At 71.0% G+C, this 17,298-nt stretch carries 16 protein-coding genes and 1 pseudogene; 8 read left to right on the top strand and 9 right to left on the bottom strand.

All coding sequences use genetic code 11. The features are described 5' to 3' along the window. Positions 1–53: 53 nt before the first annotated feature. Both ACIQBL_RS19950 and ACIQBL_RS19945 read right to left on the bottom strand, forming a co-directional pair. Positions 54–209, bottom strand: a pseudogene (locus ACIQBL_RS19950) (PadR family transcriptional regulator); the annotation flags it as partial. A gap of 186 nt (positions 210–395) precedes the next feature. After that, positions 396–995 carry a class I SAM-dependent methyltransferase gene (locus ACIQBL_RS19945; RefSeq protein WP_401943515.1) on the bottom strand — a complete coding sequence of 200 codons (600 nt, stop codon included), beginning with the start codon at positions 993–995 and terminating at the stop codon, positions 396–398. A 152-nt stretch (positions 996–1,147) separates the two neighbouring features. On the opposite strand from ACIQBL_RS19945, the gene ACIQBL_RS19940 reads away from it, so the two are divergent. The 5 genes from ACIQBL_RS19940 to ACIQBL_RS19920 all read left to right on the top strand — a co-directional run bounded on the left by ACIQBL_RS19940 (position 1,148) and on the right by ACIQBL_RS19920 (position 6,154). Continuing rightward, a complete protein-coding gene (locus ACIQBL_RS19940) occupies positions 1,148–1,921 on the top strand; it encodes an MHYT domain-containing protein (protein WP_401943512.1) in 774 nt (257 codons plus the stop codon). 49 nt (positions 1,922–1,970) lie between these two features. Next, the gene (locus ACIQBL_RS19935; RefSeq protein ID WP_401943510.1) at positions 1,971–4,496 is read left to right on the top strand and encodes a nitrate- and nitrite sensing domain-containing protein; all 2,526 of its coding nucleotides are present in this window, start codon (positions 1,971–1,973) and stop codon (positions 4,494–4,496) included. Continuing rightward, positions 4,493–4,930, top strand: coding sequence for a roadblock/LC7 domain-containing protein (locus ACIQBL_RS19930; RefSeq protein ID WP_401943509.1), 438 nt, complete (start codon positions 4,493–4,495; stop codon positions 4,928–4,930). Before ACIQBL_RS19935 ends, ACIQBL_RS19930 begins: the two co-directional genes overlap by 4 nt. Positions 4,931–4,952: 22 nt before the next feature. Continuing rightward, positions 4,953–5,366: a DUF742 domain-containing protein gene (locus ACIQBL_RS19925; RefSeq protein ID WP_043668685.1), complete on the top strand. Its 414-nt coding sequence runs from the start codon at positions 4,953–4,955 to the stop codon at positions 5,364–5,366. A 182-nt stretch (positions 5,367–5,548) separates the two neighbouring features. Continuing rightward, positions 5,549–6,154, top strand: a complete 606-nt coding sequence (locus tag ACIQBL_RS19920) for a GTP-binding protein (protein ID WP_401943506.1) — start codon at positions 5,549–5,551, stop codon at positions 6,152–6,154. 9 nt (positions 6,155–6,163) lie between these two features. Here ACIQBL_RS19920 and ACIQBL_RS19915 read toward each other — a convergent pair whose 3' ends face one another. Next, positions 6,164–6,592 carry a PPOX class F420-dependent oxidoreductase gene (locus ACIQBL_RS19915; RefSeq protein WP_401943504.1) on the bottom strand — a complete coding sequence of 143 codons (429 nt, stop codon included), beginning with the start codon at positions 6,590–6,592 and terminating at the stop codon, positions 6,164–6,166. A gap of 93 nt (positions 6,593–6,685) precedes the next feature. Here ACIQBL_RS19915 and ACIQBL_RS19910 point away from each other — a divergent pair, with 93 nt between their 5' ends. Together ACIQBL_RS19910 and ACIQBL_RS19905 are read left to right on the top strand one after the other, a co-directional pair. Next, the gene (locus tag ACIQBL_RS19910) at positions 6,686–7,099 is read left to right on the top strand and encodes a roadblock/LC7 domain-containing protein (protein ID WP_401943501.1); all 414 of its coding nucleotides are present in this window, start codon (positions 6,686–6,688) and stop codon (positions 7,097–7,099) included. Positions 7,100–7,225: 126 nt separating this feature from the next. Next, positions 7,226–8,101: a DUF6397 family protein gene (locus ACIQBL_RS19905; RefSeq protein WP_401943498.1), complete on the top strand. Its 876-nt coding sequence runs from the start codon at positions 7,226–7,228 to the stop codon at positions 8,099–8,101. Between the two features lie 37 nt (positions 8,102–8,138). On the opposite strand, the gene ACIQBL_RS19900 is transcribed toward ACIQBL_RS19905, so the two are convergent. Together ACIQBL_RS19900 and ACIQBL_RS19895 are read right to left on the bottom strand one after the other, a co-directional pair. Next, positions 8,139–9,005, bottom strand: a complete 867-nt coding sequence (locus ACIQBL_RS19900) for an acyl-CoA thioesterase (protein WP_401943496.1) — start codon at positions 9,003–9,005, stop codon at positions 8,139–8,141. Positions 9,006–9,024: 19 nt separating this feature from the next. After that, complete coding sequence (locus ACIQBL_RS19895; RefSeq protein WP_401943493.1) at positions 9,025–11,538, bottom strand: DUF3516 domain-containing protein; 2,514 nt, start codon at positions 11,536–11,538, stop codon at positions 9,025–9,027. 145 nt (positions 11,539–11,683) lie between these two features. Between ACIQBL_RS19895 and ACIQBL_RS19890 the strand changes: the two genes are divergently transcribed. Beyond that, the gene (locus tag ACIQBL_RS19890; protein ID WP_401943490.1) at positions 11,684–12,475 is read left to right on the top strand and encodes a metal-dependent hydrolase; all 792 of its coding nucleotides are present in this window, start codon (positions 11,684–11,686) and stop codon (positions 12,473–12,475) included. 26 nt (positions 12,476–12,501) lie between these two features. Here the strand turns inward: ACIQBL_RS19890 and ACIQBL_RS19885 are convergent, their stop codons facing one another. The 4 genes from ACIQBL_RS19885 to ACIQBL_RS19870 all read right to left on the bottom strand — a co-directional run bounded on the left by ACIQBL_RS19885 (position 12,502) and on the right by ACIQBL_RS19870 (position 17,243). After that, a complete protein-coding gene (locus tag ACIQBL_RS19885) occupies positions 12,502–12,771 on the bottom strand; it encodes a type B 50S ribosomal protein L31 (protein WP_401943488.1) in 270 nt (89 codons plus the stop codon). Positions 12,772–12,837: 66 nt separating this feature from the next. Continuing rightward, entirely contained in the window at positions 12,838–13,314 is a 477-nt protein-coding gene (locus ACIQBL_RS19880; protein ID WP_401943485.1) for a DUF5709 domain-containing protein, read from the bottom strand. Positions 13,315–13,620: 306 nt separating this feature from the next. Further along, positions 13,621–15,402: an ABC transporter ATP-binding protein gene (locus ACIQBL_RS19875; protein ID WP_401943483.1), complete on the bottom strand. Its 1,782-nt coding sequence runs from the start codon at positions 15,400–15,402 to the stop codon at positions 13,621–13,623. Further along, complete coding sequence (locus tag ACIQBL_RS19870; RefSeq protein WP_401943480.1) at positions 15,399–17,243, bottom strand: ABC transporter ATP-binding protein; 1,845 nt, start codon at positions 17,241–17,243, stop codon at positions 15,399–15,401. The genes ACIQBL_RS19875 and ACIQBL_RS19870 overlap by 4 nt, the downstream gene beginning before the upstream one ends. Positions 17,244–17,298 lie beyond the last annotated feature (55 nt).

Genomic DNA, 17,298 nt, shown 5'->3' with positions numbered 1-17,298 from the left:
TTGCGGCGTCCATAAGGGGAACGGTTCTATGAAGCGCTCCTCACAGACGCGGGTCAGCCGTCGAGTGAGTCCAACGTGGTCTGCGGCCAGGCCGGTTCGGCCCGGGGAGTGGCCCGCGCGATGGTGAGGATCCCGAGCCGGAAGGCGTTGGCCAACTCCTCGGCGCGCGGCGGCCTGTCACCGTCGTAGAAGAAGCTCGCGGGTTCCTCCTTCGCCGGAGGAGACGTCGGGTACGCACCTCGCGCACCGACGTCGGGCTTCGGCACGGATCCGATCCCGTGATGGGCACGATCCTCGAAGGGCTCGTGATCGACGGCGTGTGTCTCCAGGGCGAGTTGAGCGGCGAAGGTCCGGGCGGGCGAAGGCATGGAGGCGGCGGGAGCCCGCGCGCGGGCTCAGCCCTCGCGCACGGCGAGCGCCAGGAAGCGGGCGTCCTCGTCGGCGTACGACGTCATGCGCCACCCCGAACCGGCCAGCAGCGGACGGAGGTTGGGCTCCGCGCGCAGGTCGTCCGGCGTGATCTGCCGCCCCTGGCGTGCCGCGAGCGAGGCCCGGCCGATCGGGTGGAACAGGGCCAGCGTGCCGCCGGGGCGCACCACACGCGCCAACTCCCGCAGATTCGCGTCCGGTTGAGGGAGGTGTGCGATCAGGCCCGCCGCGAACACCGCGTCGAGCGACTCCGACCGCAGCGGCAGCGCGGCGACGTCGGCGAGCAGCAGGTGCCCCTCAGGGCCACGTCCGGCCCGTACGGCGGCCTTCAGCATCGCCGGAGTCAGATCTGCCCCGACCACCACTCCCGACGGCCCCACGGCTGCACGGAGCGGCGGCAGTGCACGCCCCGTCCCGCACCCCGCGTCGAGCACACGGTCCCCCGTGCGCAGCCCGAGTCCGGCGACCGCGGCGGCGTAGGCGGGGCCGTCGTCCGGGAAGCGGCTGTCCCAGTCGGCGGCCCGTGCGCCGAAGAACTCCTGGACGTGTGTGTGGTCGTCGCTCATGTTCCGCATGATCCCTCACCGACACGGATGACGCTTCGGCGCACACGTTCGAGCGTGACGCGGTCGTACCCGTACGTCTCTGTGTCATATTGCAACACCTTTCGAAATGCGCCCCCTTTGTGCGCCCGTGCCCCTACTAGCGTCCCCTGGTCATGGGACACCTGGACCACGCCACCTTCGGCTGGCTGACACCCGTGCTGTCATACGTGATGGCCTGTATGGGCGCCGCACTCGGGCTGCGCTGCACCGTCCGCGCGCTCGGCGCCACCGGCCGCTCGCGCCGCAACTGGCTCATCACCGCGGCCTCCGCGCTCGGCACCGGCATCTGGACCATGCACTTCGTGGCCATGCTCGGCTTCGGCGTCAGCGGCACCGACATCCGCTACGACGTGCCACTGACCATCCTCAGCCTCCTCGTCGCCATGGTCGTCGTCTGCGCGGGCGTCTTCGCGGTCGGCTACGGCCGTGACCGGGCCCGCGCGCTCTTCCTCGGCGGCCTCACCACCGGACTGGGCGTCGCGAGCATGCACTACCTGGGCATGGCGGCGATGCGGCTCCACGGGGGTGTGAGCTACGACCCGATGCTCGTCGGGCTCTCCGTGCTCATCGCCGTCGTCGCCGCGACAGCGGCCCTGTGGGCGGCCCTCAACATCAAGTCGCCCGTCGCGGTCACCGCCGCCTCCCTCGTCATGGGGGCTGCCGTCAGCAGCATGCACTACACCGGGATGTTCGCCGTGCGCGTGCACGTCACACCGTCCGGCGCGGTCCTGCCCGGGGCCACGGCGATGCAGTTCATCTTCCCCCTCGCCGTCGGCCTCGGGTCCTACCTGTTCCTGACCTCGGCGTTCGTCGCACTGTCGCCGACCACGGGAGAACGCGAGGCGACCGCCTCCGCCCAGCGGCCGGTCGAGAGCGTCGCCCACTGACCCGGCCCGCACCGGACGCCCCTGAGACCCACTTCCGAGCGAGGAGGCCATGCGTACCCCCCGTAGGACCCCGAGAGCCGACGCCGACACGCCGCCCGTGCGCGGTCGTCGCGCGCACGCCGGACCACCCGCCGAGGAACTCTTCGACGAGCCCCTCGACGCCCCGTCGGACGACATGCCCCCGCGCGCGGGACGATGGCGGATACGTCCCCGCACCGTACGAGCCAAGATCGTCTGTCTCCTGATGGTGCCGGTCGTCTCCCTGCTCGCCCTGTGGGCGTACGCCACCGTCAGCACCGCCCAGGACGTCGCCCGGCTACGGCAGTTGCAGCGCGTCGACTCTGCGGTGCGCAGCCCTGTCGCGGCTGCCGTAACCGCGCTGCAGGCCGAGCGGTCGGCCGCGGTGAGCTACGCGACCGACCCCGGGGCGGAGCCGGGCGGAGACCTGAAAAGGCTGGCGGCGACCACGGACCGGGCCGTCGCCCGGTTGCGGCTGGGCGATGACAACACGGTCGCCGACAGCGAAGAACTGCCGGCCGGAGTCGCCCAACGACTCAAGACCTTCGTCACCGGAGCCGAGCAACTGGGCTCGCTGCGGGCCGATGTACTCGGCCACCGCGCGGGTTGGGACGAGACGTACGGGCAGTACACGAAGACCATCTCGACGGCCTTCGCCGTGGGCGGTGCGCTGACCGGAATCCAGGACGCCGACCTCGGATCCGACGCGCGCGTGCTGCTCGAGTTCTCCAGGGCCGGGGAATCGCTGTCCCAGGAGGACGCGGTGCTCGCCGCCGCCCGGCTCGACGGCCGACTCGACGGGGAGCGACTGAGGCTGTTCACCGGCGCCGTCGACACCCGCCGCACCCTCACCGACTCCGCCGTCGAGGATCTAAGCGGCTCCGAAAGCGCCGCCTGGCAGAACCTCGCCGACACCAGTGCCTACACCACGGTCGGCGCCGTCGAGGACAGGGTCCTCGCCACCAACTCTGCCTCGCGGGCGATCGCGGCGGCTCCGGAAGCCACCTGGGACAACGCGCACGCACGCGTGCAGGACGGCATGCGCACCATCGAGGCGGACGCGGGCAGCGGCGTCGCGGACCGCGCCGACCCGTTCACCCGCGGGCTGCTCACCGCCGCCGGTGCCGCGGTCCTGCTCGGTCTCGCCGCCGTCGTCGCGTCACTTGTCATCTCGGTGCGCATCGGCCGCGGTCTCGTCGTCGAACTGGTGAGTCTGCGCAACGACGCCCTGGGGATCGCCCGCCACAAACTCCCCGAGGCCATGCGCAGGCTGCGCGCGGGGGAGGAGATCGACATCAGGGCGGAGGCCCCGCCCGGGCCGCCCGCCGAGGACGAGACCGGACAGGTCGCCGAGGCCCTGGGCACCGTGCACCGAGCCGCTCTGCGGGCCGCCGTCGAACGCGCCGAGCTCGCCAGCGGCATCTCCGGGGTCTTCGTCAACCTCGCCCGCCGCAGCCAGGTCCTGGTGCACCGTCAACTCAGCCTGCTGGACAGCATGGAGCGCCGCTCCGAGGACCCGAACGAACTGAGCGACCTCTTCCGTCTCGACCACCTCACCACCCGTATGCGACGGCACGCCGAGAGCCTGATCATCCTCTCCGGAGCGGCACCCGGCCGGGCCTGGCGCATGCCGGTCTCCCTGACCAACGTCGTCCGCGCCGCCGTCTCCGAAGTCGAGGACTACGCGCGCGTGGAGGTACGCCAACTCCCCGAGGCGGCAGTCGTCGGCGCGGCCGTCGCCGACCTCACGCATCTGCTCGCCGAGATCGTGGAGAACGCCGCCCAGTTCTCGCCGCCGCACACACGCGTGCGTGTCTCCGGCGAACCCGTCGGAAACGGCTATGCCGTCGAGGTCGAGGACCGTGGCCTGGGAATGGGCAAGGAGTCCCTGGGCGAGGCCAACCGCCGCATCGAGCAGTCCGAGGCCCTCGACCTCTTCGACAGCGACCGGTTGGGCCTCTTCGTGGTCAGCAGGCTCGCCGCCCGCCACGGCATCAAGGTGCACCTGCGGACCTCGCCCTACGGAGGTACCACGGCGGTCGTCCTGCTGCCGACGACGCTGCTGCACGGCGGTGCGGCGGAGCGCACTCCACGCGCGGCGGTGGCGGACGGGGAGCGGGCCGTGGAGCGCGAGTACGCGCGCGTGCCCAGCGCCGCCCAGCACCAGGAGTCCGTCCCGGCCCCGGCCGACCGGCCCGCCCTGGCGGCCGCCGCACGGGCCGCGGCGGAACCGGTGAACGACACCCCGCCCCCCGGAGTCACCACCTTGCGCCTGCACCGTCCTCCCGAGGACACCGAAGGAACCGAGGACAGCGACGACCTTCCGCGCCGCGTACGCCAGGCTCACCTCGCCCCCCAACTCCGCGAACAGCCCGCACCGGAACGGGAACAGGCGCCGGCCCCGCGCGACGAACACCACCGCACACCCGAGGTCGTACGGGACCGGATGGCGGCCTACCGCGAAGGCTGGACGCGCGGCGGCGGCAGGCACCCGGGCCGCGGTGCCACCCCAGGCCCCGCGACGGGCAGCGACAGCAGCGAAGGAGACCCCGCATGATCCAGGACCCGAGCATGAGGGCCGCCCAGCGGTCCGGCGAACTCGACTGGCTGCTGGACGACTTGGTGCTGCGTGTGAGCGAAGTGCGGCACGCCGTGGTGCTGTCCAACGACGGCCTCGCCATCGGCGCGTCCACCGACCTCGAACGCGAGGACGCGGAACACCTGGCCGCGGTCGCCTCCGGATTCCACAGCCTGGCCAAGGGCGCGGGGCGGCACTTCGGCGCCGGCGGAGTGCGGCAGACCATGGTGGAGATGGACGACGGGTTCCTGTTCGTGGCGGCGGCCGGAGACGGCTCCTGCCTCGCCGTCCTCACCGCCGTCACAGCCGACATGGGCCTGGTGGCGTACGAGATGGCACGGCTGGTCAAGCGCGTCGGCGAGCACCTCTACACGCCGCCGCGCGTCGGTGCGCGGCCACCCGCCGCCGGATGAGACGGGAGAGCGGTCCGCTTCGATGACCGAAGACATGACCGGCGCCCCGCACGAGCCGGGCAGCCAGTGGTACGACCAGGAGGCCGGGCCTCTCGTCCGCCCCTACGCCATGACGGGCGGACGTACCAAACCAGGCCCTACAGGGGTGCGTTTCGACCTCATCGCGCTCGTCACGCTGGATGTGGGCGCACCCGACTTCGACGACGACACCGGGCTCGGACCGGAACACCGGGCCCTCATCGACCTGTGCCGCACGGAAACGCAGTCCGTCGCCGAACTCGCCGCCGGAGCGGACCTTCCCCTGGGGGTGGTCAGGGTGCTCCTCGGTGACCTCCTGGAGCTCGGCTGCGTCACCGTCAGCCGTCCGGTGCCGCCCGCGCAGCTGCCCGACGAACGGATTCTGCGCGAGGTGATCGAGGGACTTCGGGCGCTGTGATGAAACTTCAGAACCACACGAACGCGTACGACACCGACTTGTGCACGCTTTCGCGCACCGAACGGGTGCGAGGCGGTCACATCGGGCAAATAGTGGTCCAACCTCCCAGGGTGAGGCCGCGCTTGCCAAGATGCGTATCTACGGACGTCGAGCGTTGCCGGCACTCCCGAGAGAAGTGATCGATGGTCTCCGAGCACTCCGATGTCGAAGGCGGCGAGACGACCGCCCTGGCATTGAAGATCCTGGTCGCCGGCGGATTCGGCGTGGGCAAGACCACCATGGTGGGCGCGGTCAGTGAGATCAGGCCGCTGCGCACCGAGGAACTGCTCAGCGAGGCAGGCCAGTTGGTGGACGACACCGACGGCGTGGACCAGAAGGTCACGACGACCGTCGCCATGGACTTCGGCCGTATCACCATCAGGTCCGGACTCTCCCTCTACCTGTTCGGCACACCGGGCCAGGACCGCTTCTGGTTCCTGTGGGACGAACTGTCGCAGGGTGCCCTCGGGGCAGTGGTCCTCGCGGACACCCGGCGACTGGAGGACTGCTTCCCCGCGGTCGACTACTTCGAGCACCGGCACATCCCGTTCGTGGTGGCCGTCAACTGCTTCGCGGGCGCCCGCAGTTACGGCGCCGGCGACGTCTCCCGCGCGCTGGACCTCGACCAGGGGACACCGGTGGTCCTCTGTGACGCCCGTGACCGCGACTCGGGGAAGGAGGTGCTCATCCGGCTCGTCGAATACGCCGGGCGGATGCACACCGCCCGGATGCTCGACTCGGTGGGCTGACGGGGTATCTCACTCCGAAATGCCCTTCTGCGCCAGGACCTTCTCGACCGTGACGCGGACGAGGAGTTCGCCCGGCACCCCGTTGCGGGCGCCGAACTCCTCGGCGCGCTCCTCGCCCATGTACCGGGCCCCGATCCGGGCGGCCCAGTACCGGAGTTCGCCCGGTTCCTCCGACAACCCGGCGCGCCCCTGCAGCACCACGAAGTCGAACGGCGGCCGATCGTCGTCCACGCAGAGGGCGACTCGCCCATCACGGGCCAGATTGCGCCCTTTTACGGTGTCCTTCGCGGTGTTGAACACCAGGTCGTCCCCGTCGAGCAGGAACCAGATCGGCGCCACATGTGGGCTCCCATCGGCGCGAACGGTCGACAGCTTGCCGGTGCGCGTGCCGTGCGAGACGAACGCCCGCCATTCCTCGTCGGTCATCTTCTGTGCCATGCCCCTATCCTCCTTGCCCCGGGCCGCGGAGGTGGTGAAGTCTGACGGGAGATCCTCCGGCCAGGGGGAGACGTGACACGGGGAGGCCGGAACATGGCGCAGAACCAGGGACTGAGCTGGCTGCTGGACGATCTGACCGAACGCGTCGAGCACGTACGACACGCTCTCGTCCTGTCCAACGACGGACTCGTGACGGGCGCGAGCACGGGACTGCGCCGCGAGGACGCGGAACATCTCGCCGCCGTCTCGTCGGGACTGCACAGCCTGGCCAAGGGCTCGGGACGCCACTTCGGCGCGGGCGGGGTGCGGCAGACGATGATCGAGTTCGACGACGCCGTCCTGTTCGTCACCGCCGCCGGCAGCGGCAGCTGTCTGTGCGTCCTCAGCGGCGCGGAGGCGGACATCGGCCAGATCGCCTACGAGATGACACTCCTCGTCAACCGCGTCGGCGAGCACCTCGGCGTGGACGCCCGGCAACCCGAGCGAACCCCGGTCACAGATCTCTGACCTGCGAGTTCGCCAGCTTTCGCGAAGTTATCCACAGGCTTGCCACGAGATCCGTCGGACCGGTTACGGTTTGTTCATCGCGAGCGCACACAGCGTGAGCAACGGACTCCGCGGGGGAGATCGACCATGGCAGGCGACACCATCACCAAACCGTCCGACGTCTTGTGCACGCCGAGTCGCGCGGCACGAGAACTGGGGCTCAAGCGAGGCGAGTTCGACCTCGCCGTACACCTCGGGCGCATCCGCACCGTGCCCGACGAAGGGGGCGGCGGCCGGCGCGTCGCCCGCACCGAGATCGACCGGCTGCGCTCGGCGGACGGGTTCCCCGAATCACTCCGGGAGAGTGTCAGGACCGTGGGCACCACGGACGGCGCGGCCCTCATGGAGATCACCTCCGCCAGGTTCACCCGCTTCGCGCGGCTGGGACTGGTAGTGCCAGTGACGTTCTACCTCAACCGCTATCGGGCCGTGGTCTGGCTCTATCTGGCCGAAGAGCTACGGCAGTTCGCCACCGACAAGAACCACACCTCGCTGCTGAACGGCCGCACGCCCGAAGGACTGCGGGACCAACTGCAAGCGGGCCTGGATCTACGGCCCCGCAACTGGCGGGGACGTCACCTGGGATTCCTGCTGCGCCAGGCCGACGACCCGTGGGAGCGCGCCGGAGCCCTGGCCGCCCTGCTCGACCCCGTCCAGATCGCCGAAATCGTCCAGGACCCCTACGAGCGCTCCTACCTGAACCGGTTCCGACCGGACCCGCCCGCCCAAGGGGCTCCCGGCTCGCCCGCCGCGCATCTCGCCGAGCGGATCATGACAGCGGCCGACCCGGACGAGATCGGCTGGCTGCGGGCGGATCTCGCCCAGGTGCTGGAGGAGGCACGCCGCCACCGCCCCGCACCCCGGCCCACCTCCGCACCGGCCGGCCCACCGCCGTCCCTGAGCGAGCACCAGCCCGAGCGATCACGCGGCGTGCTGGGTTGGCTGCGCCGCAGAAGCGCATGAGTCGCGGCGCTCACAGCATGGCCACGGAGCGCTGTGGCTAGAGCGCTCTGAACAGCCCTTCCTGGACGACCGAGACGAGCAGGCGGCCCTCCCTGTCGTAGATGCGCCCGCGGGCCAGACCGAGGCCGCCCGTCGCGATCGGGGACTCCTGGTCGTACAGGAACCACTCGTCCGCGCGGAACGGCCGGTGGAACCACATGGCGTGGTCCAGGGAGGCCATGTCGAAGTTCCGTGGTCCCCACAGGGGTTCGACGGGGATGCGGACGGCGTCCAGGAGCGTCATGTCGCTGGCGTACGTCAGCGCGCAGGTGTGCACCAGCGGATCGTCGCCGAGCGGCCCGACCGCCCGCATCCACACCGCGCTGCGAGGCTCGGCGCCCTTGATCTCCTCGGCGCTCCAGCGCAGCCCGTCGGCGTACCGGATGTCGAAGGGCTGACGCCGAGCCATCCGCTCCAACTGCTCCGGCAACGCGCCCAGATGGGCCCGGACCTCCTCCGCCACCGTCGGCAGGGACTCCGGGTCCGGGACTTCGCGGGCCGGCGGCAGCTGGTGCTCGAAAGGACCTTGTTCAGGCTTGTGGAAGGAGGCGGTGAGATTGAAGATCGTGCGGCCCTGCTGCACGGCGGTGACCCGACGGGTGGTGAACGACCGCCCGTCCCGCACCCGCTCGACCTGGTACACGATCGGCACGCCCGGCCGGCCCGGGCGCAGGAAGTACGCGTGCAGCGAGTGCACGGGCCGGTCGCCCTCGGTGGTGCGTCCTGCGGCGACCAGCGCCTGGCCCGCCACCTGGCCGCCGAAGACCCGCTGCAGGGACTCCTGCGGGCTGCGGCCACGGAAGATGTTGACCTCGATCTGCTCCAGGTCGAGCAGGTCGACGAGCCGCTCTGCCGGGTTCGTCATGGGTGGGATTCTCCTGTGCTCACAGCTGGCCGACGTCGGTGACGCGGACGACCGCACGGCCCTCCTCGTCGGAGGCAGCGAGATCGATCTCCGCGCTGATGCCCCAGTCATGATCGCCGTTCGGGTCGGCGAAAATCTGCCGAACGCGCCACAGGCCGTGCTGCGGCTCCTCCTCGATGAGCAGGAGCTTGGGCCCGCGGGCGTCGGGGCCGGTGCCGAGGTCCTCGTACTCGTCCCAGTACTTGTCCATCGCCTCGCCCCAGGCATCCGCGTCCCAGCCCGCCTCGGCGTCCAACTCGCCCAACTCCTCGACATGGTCGAGGGCGGCGAGCTCCACGCGGCGGAACATCGCGTTGCGCACCAGGACCCGGAAGGCACGCGCGTTCGCGGTGACCGGCTTGACCTGGTCGGCCTTCTCCTGCGCCTCCTCGGCGGTCATCTCCGCCGGGTTGGCCAACTGCTCCCACTCGTCCAGCAGGCTGGAGTCGACCTGGCGCACCATCTCACCGAGCCAGGCGATCAGATCCTCCAGGTCCTCGGACTTGAGGTCGTCCGGGACGGTGTGGTCGAGGGCCTTGAAGGCGCCGGCGAGGTAGCGCAGCACGATGCCCTCGGTGCGGGCCAGCTCGTAGTAGGAGGTCAACTCCGTGAAGGACATGGCGCGTTCGTACATGTCACGGATCACGGACTTCGGGGACAGCGGGTGGTCGCCGACCCACGGGTGGCTCTTGCGGTACGTGTCGTACGCGTGGAAGAGCAACTCCTCCAGCGGCTTGGGGTAGCTGACGTCCTGGAGGCGCTCCATGCGGTCCTCGTACTCGACGCCGTCCGCCTTCATCGCGGCCACCGCCTCGCCGCGCGCCTTGTTCTGCTGGGCGGCCAGGATCTGGCGCGGGTCGTCCAGCGTGGACTCGACGACGGACACCATGTCCAGCGCGTACGACGGCGACTCGGGGTCCAGCAGTTCGAACGCGGCGAGCGCGAAGGTCGACAGCGGCTGGTTGAGGGCGAAGTCCTGCTGCAGGTCGACCGTGAGGCGCACGATGCGGCCCTCGGCGTCCGGGGTGTCGAGCTTCTCGACGATGCCGCCGTCCAGGAGCGAGCGGTAGATGGCGATCGCGCGCCGGATGTGCCGCAACTGCTGTTTGCGCGGCTCGTGGTTGTCCTCCAGGAGGTGCCGCATCGCGTCGAAAGCGTTGCCGGGGCGGGCGATCACCGACAACAGCATCGTGTGCGTGACCCGGAAGCGGGACGTCAACGGCTCCGGCTCGGAGGTGATGAGCTTCTCGAAGGTGCCTTCCGTCCACCCGACGAAGCCCTCGGGCGCCTTCTTGCGGACGACCTTCCGGCGTTTCTTCGGGTCGTCGCCGGCCTTGGCGAGCGCCTTCTCGTTCTCGACGACGTGCTCGGGGGCCTGGGCGACCACGAGACCCGCCGTGTCGAAGCCGGCGCGTCCGGCGCGACCCGCGATCTGGTGGAACTCACGGGCGCGCAGCGTGCGTACCCGGATGCCGTCGTACTTGGCCAGTGCCGTGAACAGCACGGTGCGGATGGGCACGTTGACGCCCACCCCGAGCGTGTCCGTGCCGCAGATGACCTTCAGCAGACCGGCCTGCGCGAGCTTCTCCACCAGGCGCCGGTACTTGGGCAGCATGCCGGCGTGGTGCACACCGATGCCGTGCCGTACGTAACGGGAGAGGTTGCGGCCGAACTTGGTGGTGAAGCGGAAGTTGCCGATCAGCTCGGCGATCTGGTCCTTCTCCTCGCGCGAGCACATGTTGATGCTCATCAGCGCCTGCGCCCGCTCCACGGCCTGCGCCTGGGTGAAGTGCACGATGTAGACAGGCGCCTGCCTGGTCTCCAGCAGTTCGGTCAGCGTCTCGGTGAGCGGGGTCAGCCGGTACTCGTAGGACAGTGGCACCGGTCGGACCGCCGAGCGGACCACCGAAGTGGGGCGCCCGGTGCGGCGGGTGAGGTCCTTCTCGAACATCGCGACATCGCCGAGCGTGGCCGACATCAGGATGAACTGTGCCTGCGGCAGTTCCAGGATCGGGATCTGCCAGGCCCAGCCGCGGTCCGCCTCCGCGTAGAAGTGGAACTCGTCCATGACGACCTGGCCGACGTCCGCGTGCTTGCCGTCGCGCAGCGCGATCGACGCGAGGACCTCGGCGGTGCAGCAGATGATGGGCGCGTCGGAGTTGACGGACGCGTCGCCGGTCAGCATGCCGACGTTCTCGGTGCCGAACATCTTGCACAGTTCGAAGAACTTCTCGGAGACCAGGGCCTTGATCGGGGCGGTGTAGAAGGTGACCTCGTCCCGGGCCAGCGCGGCGAAGTGCGCACCGGCGGCGATCATGCTCTTGCCGGAGCCGGTGGGCGTCGACACGATCACGTTCGCACCGGAGACCACCTCGATCAGCGCCTCCTCCTGATGGGGGTAGAGCGTGAGACCGCGCTCCTTGGCCCACGACTCGAAGGCTTCGTAGAGGGCGTCGGGATCTGCGGTCGGCGGCAACTGGTCGATGAGGGTCACGACCCCATCTTGCCTGGCGTCCCGTCCGATGGGGGAATCGGCTGTGGGGACGAAGATCGCTACCGCTACGCTGTGGCGCCGACAGAGTGTCAGGGCACCCGAGCAACTGACCGGCGGCGTAAGAGGAATGGGGCGGGGAACGGCCATGATGGGACCAGCACACTCACTGTCGGGAGCGGCGGCCTGGCTCGGCGTCGGAGCCGCGACCGCCGCCGCCGGGCACCCGATGCCCTGGCCGGTGATCCTGGTCGGCGCCCTGATCTGTGCCGGCGCCGCGCTCGCCCCGGACCTCGACCACAAGGCGGCGACCATCTCCCGGGCCTTCGGACCCGTCTCCCGGACCGTGTGCGAGGTCGTCGACAAGCTCTCGTACGCCGTCTACAAGGGAACGAGGAAGCAGGGCGACCCGCGCCGCAACGGCGGGCACCGTACGCTCACCCACACCTGGCTGTGGGCGGTCCTGATCGGGGCGGGGAGTTCGGCCGTGGCGATCGCGGGTGGCCGGTGGGGAGTGCTGGCGATCCTCTTCGTGCACATGGTGCTGGCCATCGAGGGTCTGCTGTGGCGGGCGGCCCGCGGTTCCAGCAGCGACATCCTGGTGTGGCTGCTGGCGGGAACCAGCGCGTGGATTCTGGCCGGAGTGCTGGACAAGTCGGGCAACGGCTCGAACTGGCTGTTCACGGACCAGCACCAGTACCTGTGGCTGGGCCTGCCGGTCGTGCTGGGCGCGCTGGTGCACGACATCGGGGATGCCCTGACCGTGTCCGGCTGCCCGATACTGTGGCCGATCCCGTTGGGCCGGCGGCGCTGGTACCCGATCGGGCCGCCGAAGGTGATGCGGTTCCGCGCGGGCAGCTGGGTCGAGCTCAAGGTGCTGATGCCGGTGTTCATACTGCTCGGGGGAGTGGGCTGCGCCGCGGCGCTCAACGTGATCTGAGGGCCGGTCCCGGTTCCGGCAGTCGCTCACGCCTCGCCGGAACCCGGGCCCGCCCCGCCGCCGTAGCGCCGCTCGAACTGGGCGATGCGCCCCTCCGTGTCCACCGTCCTGGCCTTGCCGGTGTAGAAGGGGTGACTCTCCGAGGAGATCTCCACGTCCACGACCGGGTAGGTCTCGCCGTCGTCCCACTCGATGGTCCGGTCGCTGGTCGCGGTGGACCGGGTCAGGAAGGCGTAACCTGCGGCGCGGTCCCGGAAGACCACGGGGTGGTAGTCGGGCTGCTTGTCCTGCTGCATGGCTGCTCCTCGTGCGGACGACATGGTCGTGGCGGGGGTGTCGGTGACGGCGAGGGGGCGACGGGGTCAGCCGTAGAGGGAGTCCTCGTCCTCGTCGACGATGTGCATCGCGGCCTCCTCGGCGGAGGCGGCAGCGCCGTCGATGCCCACGTCCGTGGCGATCAGGCCGCTCTCCTCGTCCTCGTGCGCCCCTTCGTCGGGCGCCACGAGCCGGCCGGAGCGGGTGTCGCCGACTTCGAAGTCCCGGAGTTCGCCGTCGGTGTCCTCGGAGTCGCCGAGGCCGTCGCCGTCCGGCACGACGAGATCCGGGACCTCCTCGGCGAGGCGCTGGTCGAGCGACTCCCCGTGCTGACGCTCCGCGGCCGTGACATCGGCGCGTTCCACCGCCCAGGGGCGGTCCGGTGGGGACCAGCCGCGGTCGAGGGGGTCCTCGACGCCGTCGGCCACCAGGGTGTCCTCCGCGTCGAGCAGACCCGCGTCGTCCTGTACCTCGGATCCGTCGGGCTGGTAGACGTCGTCTCCCCATCCGTCGACGCTGTTCACGGATACCTCCAGGTGGTGGGGGCCGGCCCGTTCTCACCGCGGTCGGCGGCGGGTCGCCGCTGTGCGGGGCACAGGCGGCGCCCGGCACGAACCATGTGGTTCCCGGGCACTCCCCGAACCGGTGCCGCTCCCCAGCCTTCCACCCCTTTTCCCCCGCGCGCAACGGCACGCGCCCGAGCCGGGGGCGACGGTGTGCAAGGCCCGTGCCCCGTCAGGGGCGCGGGGAACTGCGCGACCGGCCCCCACCGGCCCGCACGTGAACCACCGACCCCCAGGTCGGTCACTGCCTTACCGGTGGAGCTTTCCTCACCCATGCCACGACCGCCACAGCGCCGCGTACGCCCCCTCCGCCGCCACCAGCTCGTCGTGGCTCCCCAGTTCGCTGATACGGCCGTTCTCGACGACGGCGATGACGTCCGCGTCGTGGGCGGTGTGCAGGCGATGGGCGATCGCGACGACTGTGCGGCCGTCGAGGACCCGGGCCAGGGAGCGTTCCAGGTGACGGGCCGCACGCGGGTCGAGGAGCGAGGTCGCCTCGTCCAGGACCAGCGTGTGCGGATCGGCCAGCACCAGCCGGGCCAGTGCGATCTGCTGGGCCTGGGCCGGGGTGAGCGCGAGCCCGCCCGAGCCGACCTCGGTGTCCAGGTCGTCGTCCAGGGCCCGCGCCCACCCGTCCGCGTCGACCGCGCCCAGCGCCGCCCACAGCTCGGCGTCCGCCGCGTCGGTCCTGGCGAGCAGGAGGTTGTCGCGCAGGGAACCCACGAAGACGTGGTGCTCCTGGTTGACGAGGGCCACGTGGGAGCGGACGTGTTCCGCGGTCATCCGGGACAGTTCGGCACCGCCGAGGGTGATCCGGCCGTCCCGGGGCGCGTAGATGCCGGCGAGGAGCCTGCCCAGGGTGGACTTGCCCGCGCCCGAGGGGCCGACCAGGGCCAGCCGGGTACCGGGCGCGACCTGCAGGGACACCTTGCGGAGCACGTCGACGCCCTCGCGGTAGCCGAAGTGCACGCGGTCGGCGTACACGTCCCGGCCCTCGGGGGACAGGGCGGCGTCCCCGGCGTCCGGCTCGATGTCCCGGACGCCGACCAGCCTGGCCAGCGAGACCTGGGCGACCTGGAGCTCGTCGTACCAGCGCAGGATCAGGTTCACCGGGTCGACGAGCATCTGTGCGATGAGGGCGCCCGTCGTCAGTTCGCCCACTCCGATCCAGCCCTTCAGCACGAACACCCCGCCGAGCATCAGGACCGAGCAGAGCACCGTGACGTGGGTGACGTTGATGACCGGGAAAAGCACCGACCGCAGCCAGAGCGTGTAGTTCTCCCAGGCGGTCCACTCCTTGATGCGGCGCTCCGAGAGGGCGATGCGCCGGTCGCCGAGGCGGTGGGACTCGACGGTGCGGCCGGCGTCCACGGTCTCGGCGAGGGCCGCGGCCACGGCGGCGTACCCGGCGGCCTCGGAGCGGTAGCCGGCCGGCGCGCGCTTGAAGTACCAGCGGCAGCCGATCACCAGCACCGGCACCGCGATCAGCACGGCGGGTGCCAGCGGCGGCACGGTCACGACCAGACCGCCCAGCAGCAGCACCGCCCACACCACGCCGATCGCCAGTTGCGGCACGGCTTCGCGCATCGCGTTGGCGAGCCGGTCGATGTCGGTGGTGATGCGGGACAGGAGGTCGCCGGTCCCGGCGCGTTCGAGGACGCCCGGGGGCAGTCCGACCGACCGTACGAGGAAGTCCTCGCGCAGGTCGGCCAGCATCCGCTCGCCGAGCATCGCGCCGCGCAGCCGCACCTGCCGGATGAACACGGCCTGGACGGCGAGCGCGACCACGAACACCCCGATGGTCGGGCCCAGATGAAGTTCTCGCGCGCCGTCCGACACCCGCTCGACGAGGTCGCCGAGCAGATAGGGGCCCACCATCGACGCGATCACGGCGACCGTGTTCACGCTGACGAGGAGCAGGAAGGCACGGCGGTGCCGCTGGAACAGTTCGGACACGTAGGCGCGTACGGTCGCGGGGGCGCCGACCGGCAGGGTGCTGGCCGTGGTCGGGGCCGCCGGGTCGTACGCCGGGGGCGCCACGCCGATCATGCGCTTTCCTCGATTTCTTCCAGTGCGCTCCGCAGAGCGGTTTCGTCGTCGTCCAGGGCATCCCGGAGAGGAGCCTCGTCGTGATCCAAGGAGTTCCGCAGCGCGGCCTCGTCCTCGGTCTCGCGCGTCACCACGGCCCGGTACCGGGGCTCGGTGTGGAGCAGGTCGCGGTGGGTGCCGACCGCCACGACCTCGCCCTCGTGCACGAGCACGACCCGGTCCGCGTGGTCCAGGAGCAGGGGCGAGGTGGTGAACACCACCGTGGTCCGGCCGGTCCTCAACTCCCTTACGCCCTCGGCGATCCGGGCCTCTGTGTGGGAGTCGACGGCGGAGGTCGGCTCGTCCAGGACGAGGACCTCGGGGTCCGTGATCAACGATCGTGCCAGGGCGAGCCGTTGGCGCTGGCCGCCGGAGAGGGAGCGTCCGCGTTCGGTGATGCGGGCGTCCATCGGGTCCTCGGTGTCGAGCGACCCGTGGGCGAGCGCCACCAGCACGTCCCCGCACTGCGCGGCGGCCAGGGCCTCCTCCGCGCCGACCGCCCCCGAGGCGGGCACGTCGAGCAGTTCGCGCAGCGAACCGGACAGCAGCACCGGGTCCTTGTCCTGGACGAGGACGGCGGTGCGCGCCGAGTCGAGGGGGAGTTCGTCGAGCGGTACGCCGTCCAGGAGCACGGAGGTGCCCGCCTCGGCGGGGTGTCCGCCGAGGCGTTCCGCCAGCCGCCCGGCCGCGTCGGGGTCACCGCACACCACGGCGGTGAGCCGGCCGGAGGGAGTGAGCAGACCGGTGTCCGGGTCGTACAGATCCCCGGCGGGCACCTCGGCCGCGCGCGTCCCCACGGTGTCGGTGACCCGCTCCAGGGACAGCACGCGCGCGGCGCGTTTCGCCGAGGGCCGGGAGAAGGAGTACGCCATGGCGATCTCCTCGAAGTGCCGCAGCGGGTAGGACATGACCATCACCGCGCTGTAGACGGTGACCAGTTCGCCGACGGTGATCCGGCCCTGGCGGGCCAGCTGCACGCCGTGCCAGACGATCGCGATCAGCAGCAGCCCCGGCATCAGCACCTGGATCGCGGAGATGATCGCCCACATCCGGGCACTGCGCACGGCCGCGTGCCGCACCTCTTGCGAGGCCCGGCGGTAGCGGTCGAGGAACAGTTCCTCGCCGCCGATGCCGCGCAGCACCCGCAGTCCGGCGACGGTGTCCGAGGCCAGTTCGGTGGCACGCCCCGCCTTCTCGCGCTGCACGTCGGCGCGGCGCGTGGCGCGGGGGAGCAGCGGCAGTACGGAAACCGCCAGCACGGGCACCCCCACGGCGACGACGACACCGAGCGCGGGCTGGTACACGACCAGGCCGACGCACACGACGACGATGGTCAGCGCGGCGGCCAGGAAGCGCGACAGCGCCTCCACGAACCAGCCGATCTTCTCGACGTCACCCGTCGACACGGCCACGACCTCACCGGCGGCGACCCGCCGGGTCAGCGCCGGGCCGAGGTGGGCTGCCTGGCGCGCGAGGAGTTGCTGGACGCGGGCGGCGGCCGTGATCCAGTTGGTGACGGCGGCCCGGTGCAGGAAGGTGTCGCCCACGGCGATGCCCGCCCCGCACAGCGCCATCAGCCCGCCGGTCAGGGCGAGCCGGCTCCCGGAGCGGTCGACCACGGCCTGCACGGCGAACCCCACGCAGAACGGCAGTGCGGAGACGGACACGAAGTGCAGCAGCCCCCAGGCCAGGGACTTGAACTGTCCACCGAGCTGATTCCGGCCGAGCCACCACAGGAACCGAGGCCCCGAGCGCGCGTCCGGCACACCCGGGTCGGGGTACGGAAGGTCTTGAATCTGCATGACGTCCCAGTGGCTCTTGATCAGGCGGGAAGGGGGAGGAGGAACCGCGGAGTGC

It is taken from the genome of Streptomyces sp. NPDC088350, from assembly GCF_044753545.1.
Lineage (GTDB): Bacteria > Actinomycetota > Actinomycetes > Streptomycetales > Streptomycetaceae > Streptomyces.
Note: the sequence above shows the minus strand (reverse complement) of the source record. Positions and strands in the feature narration are given on the sequence as shown.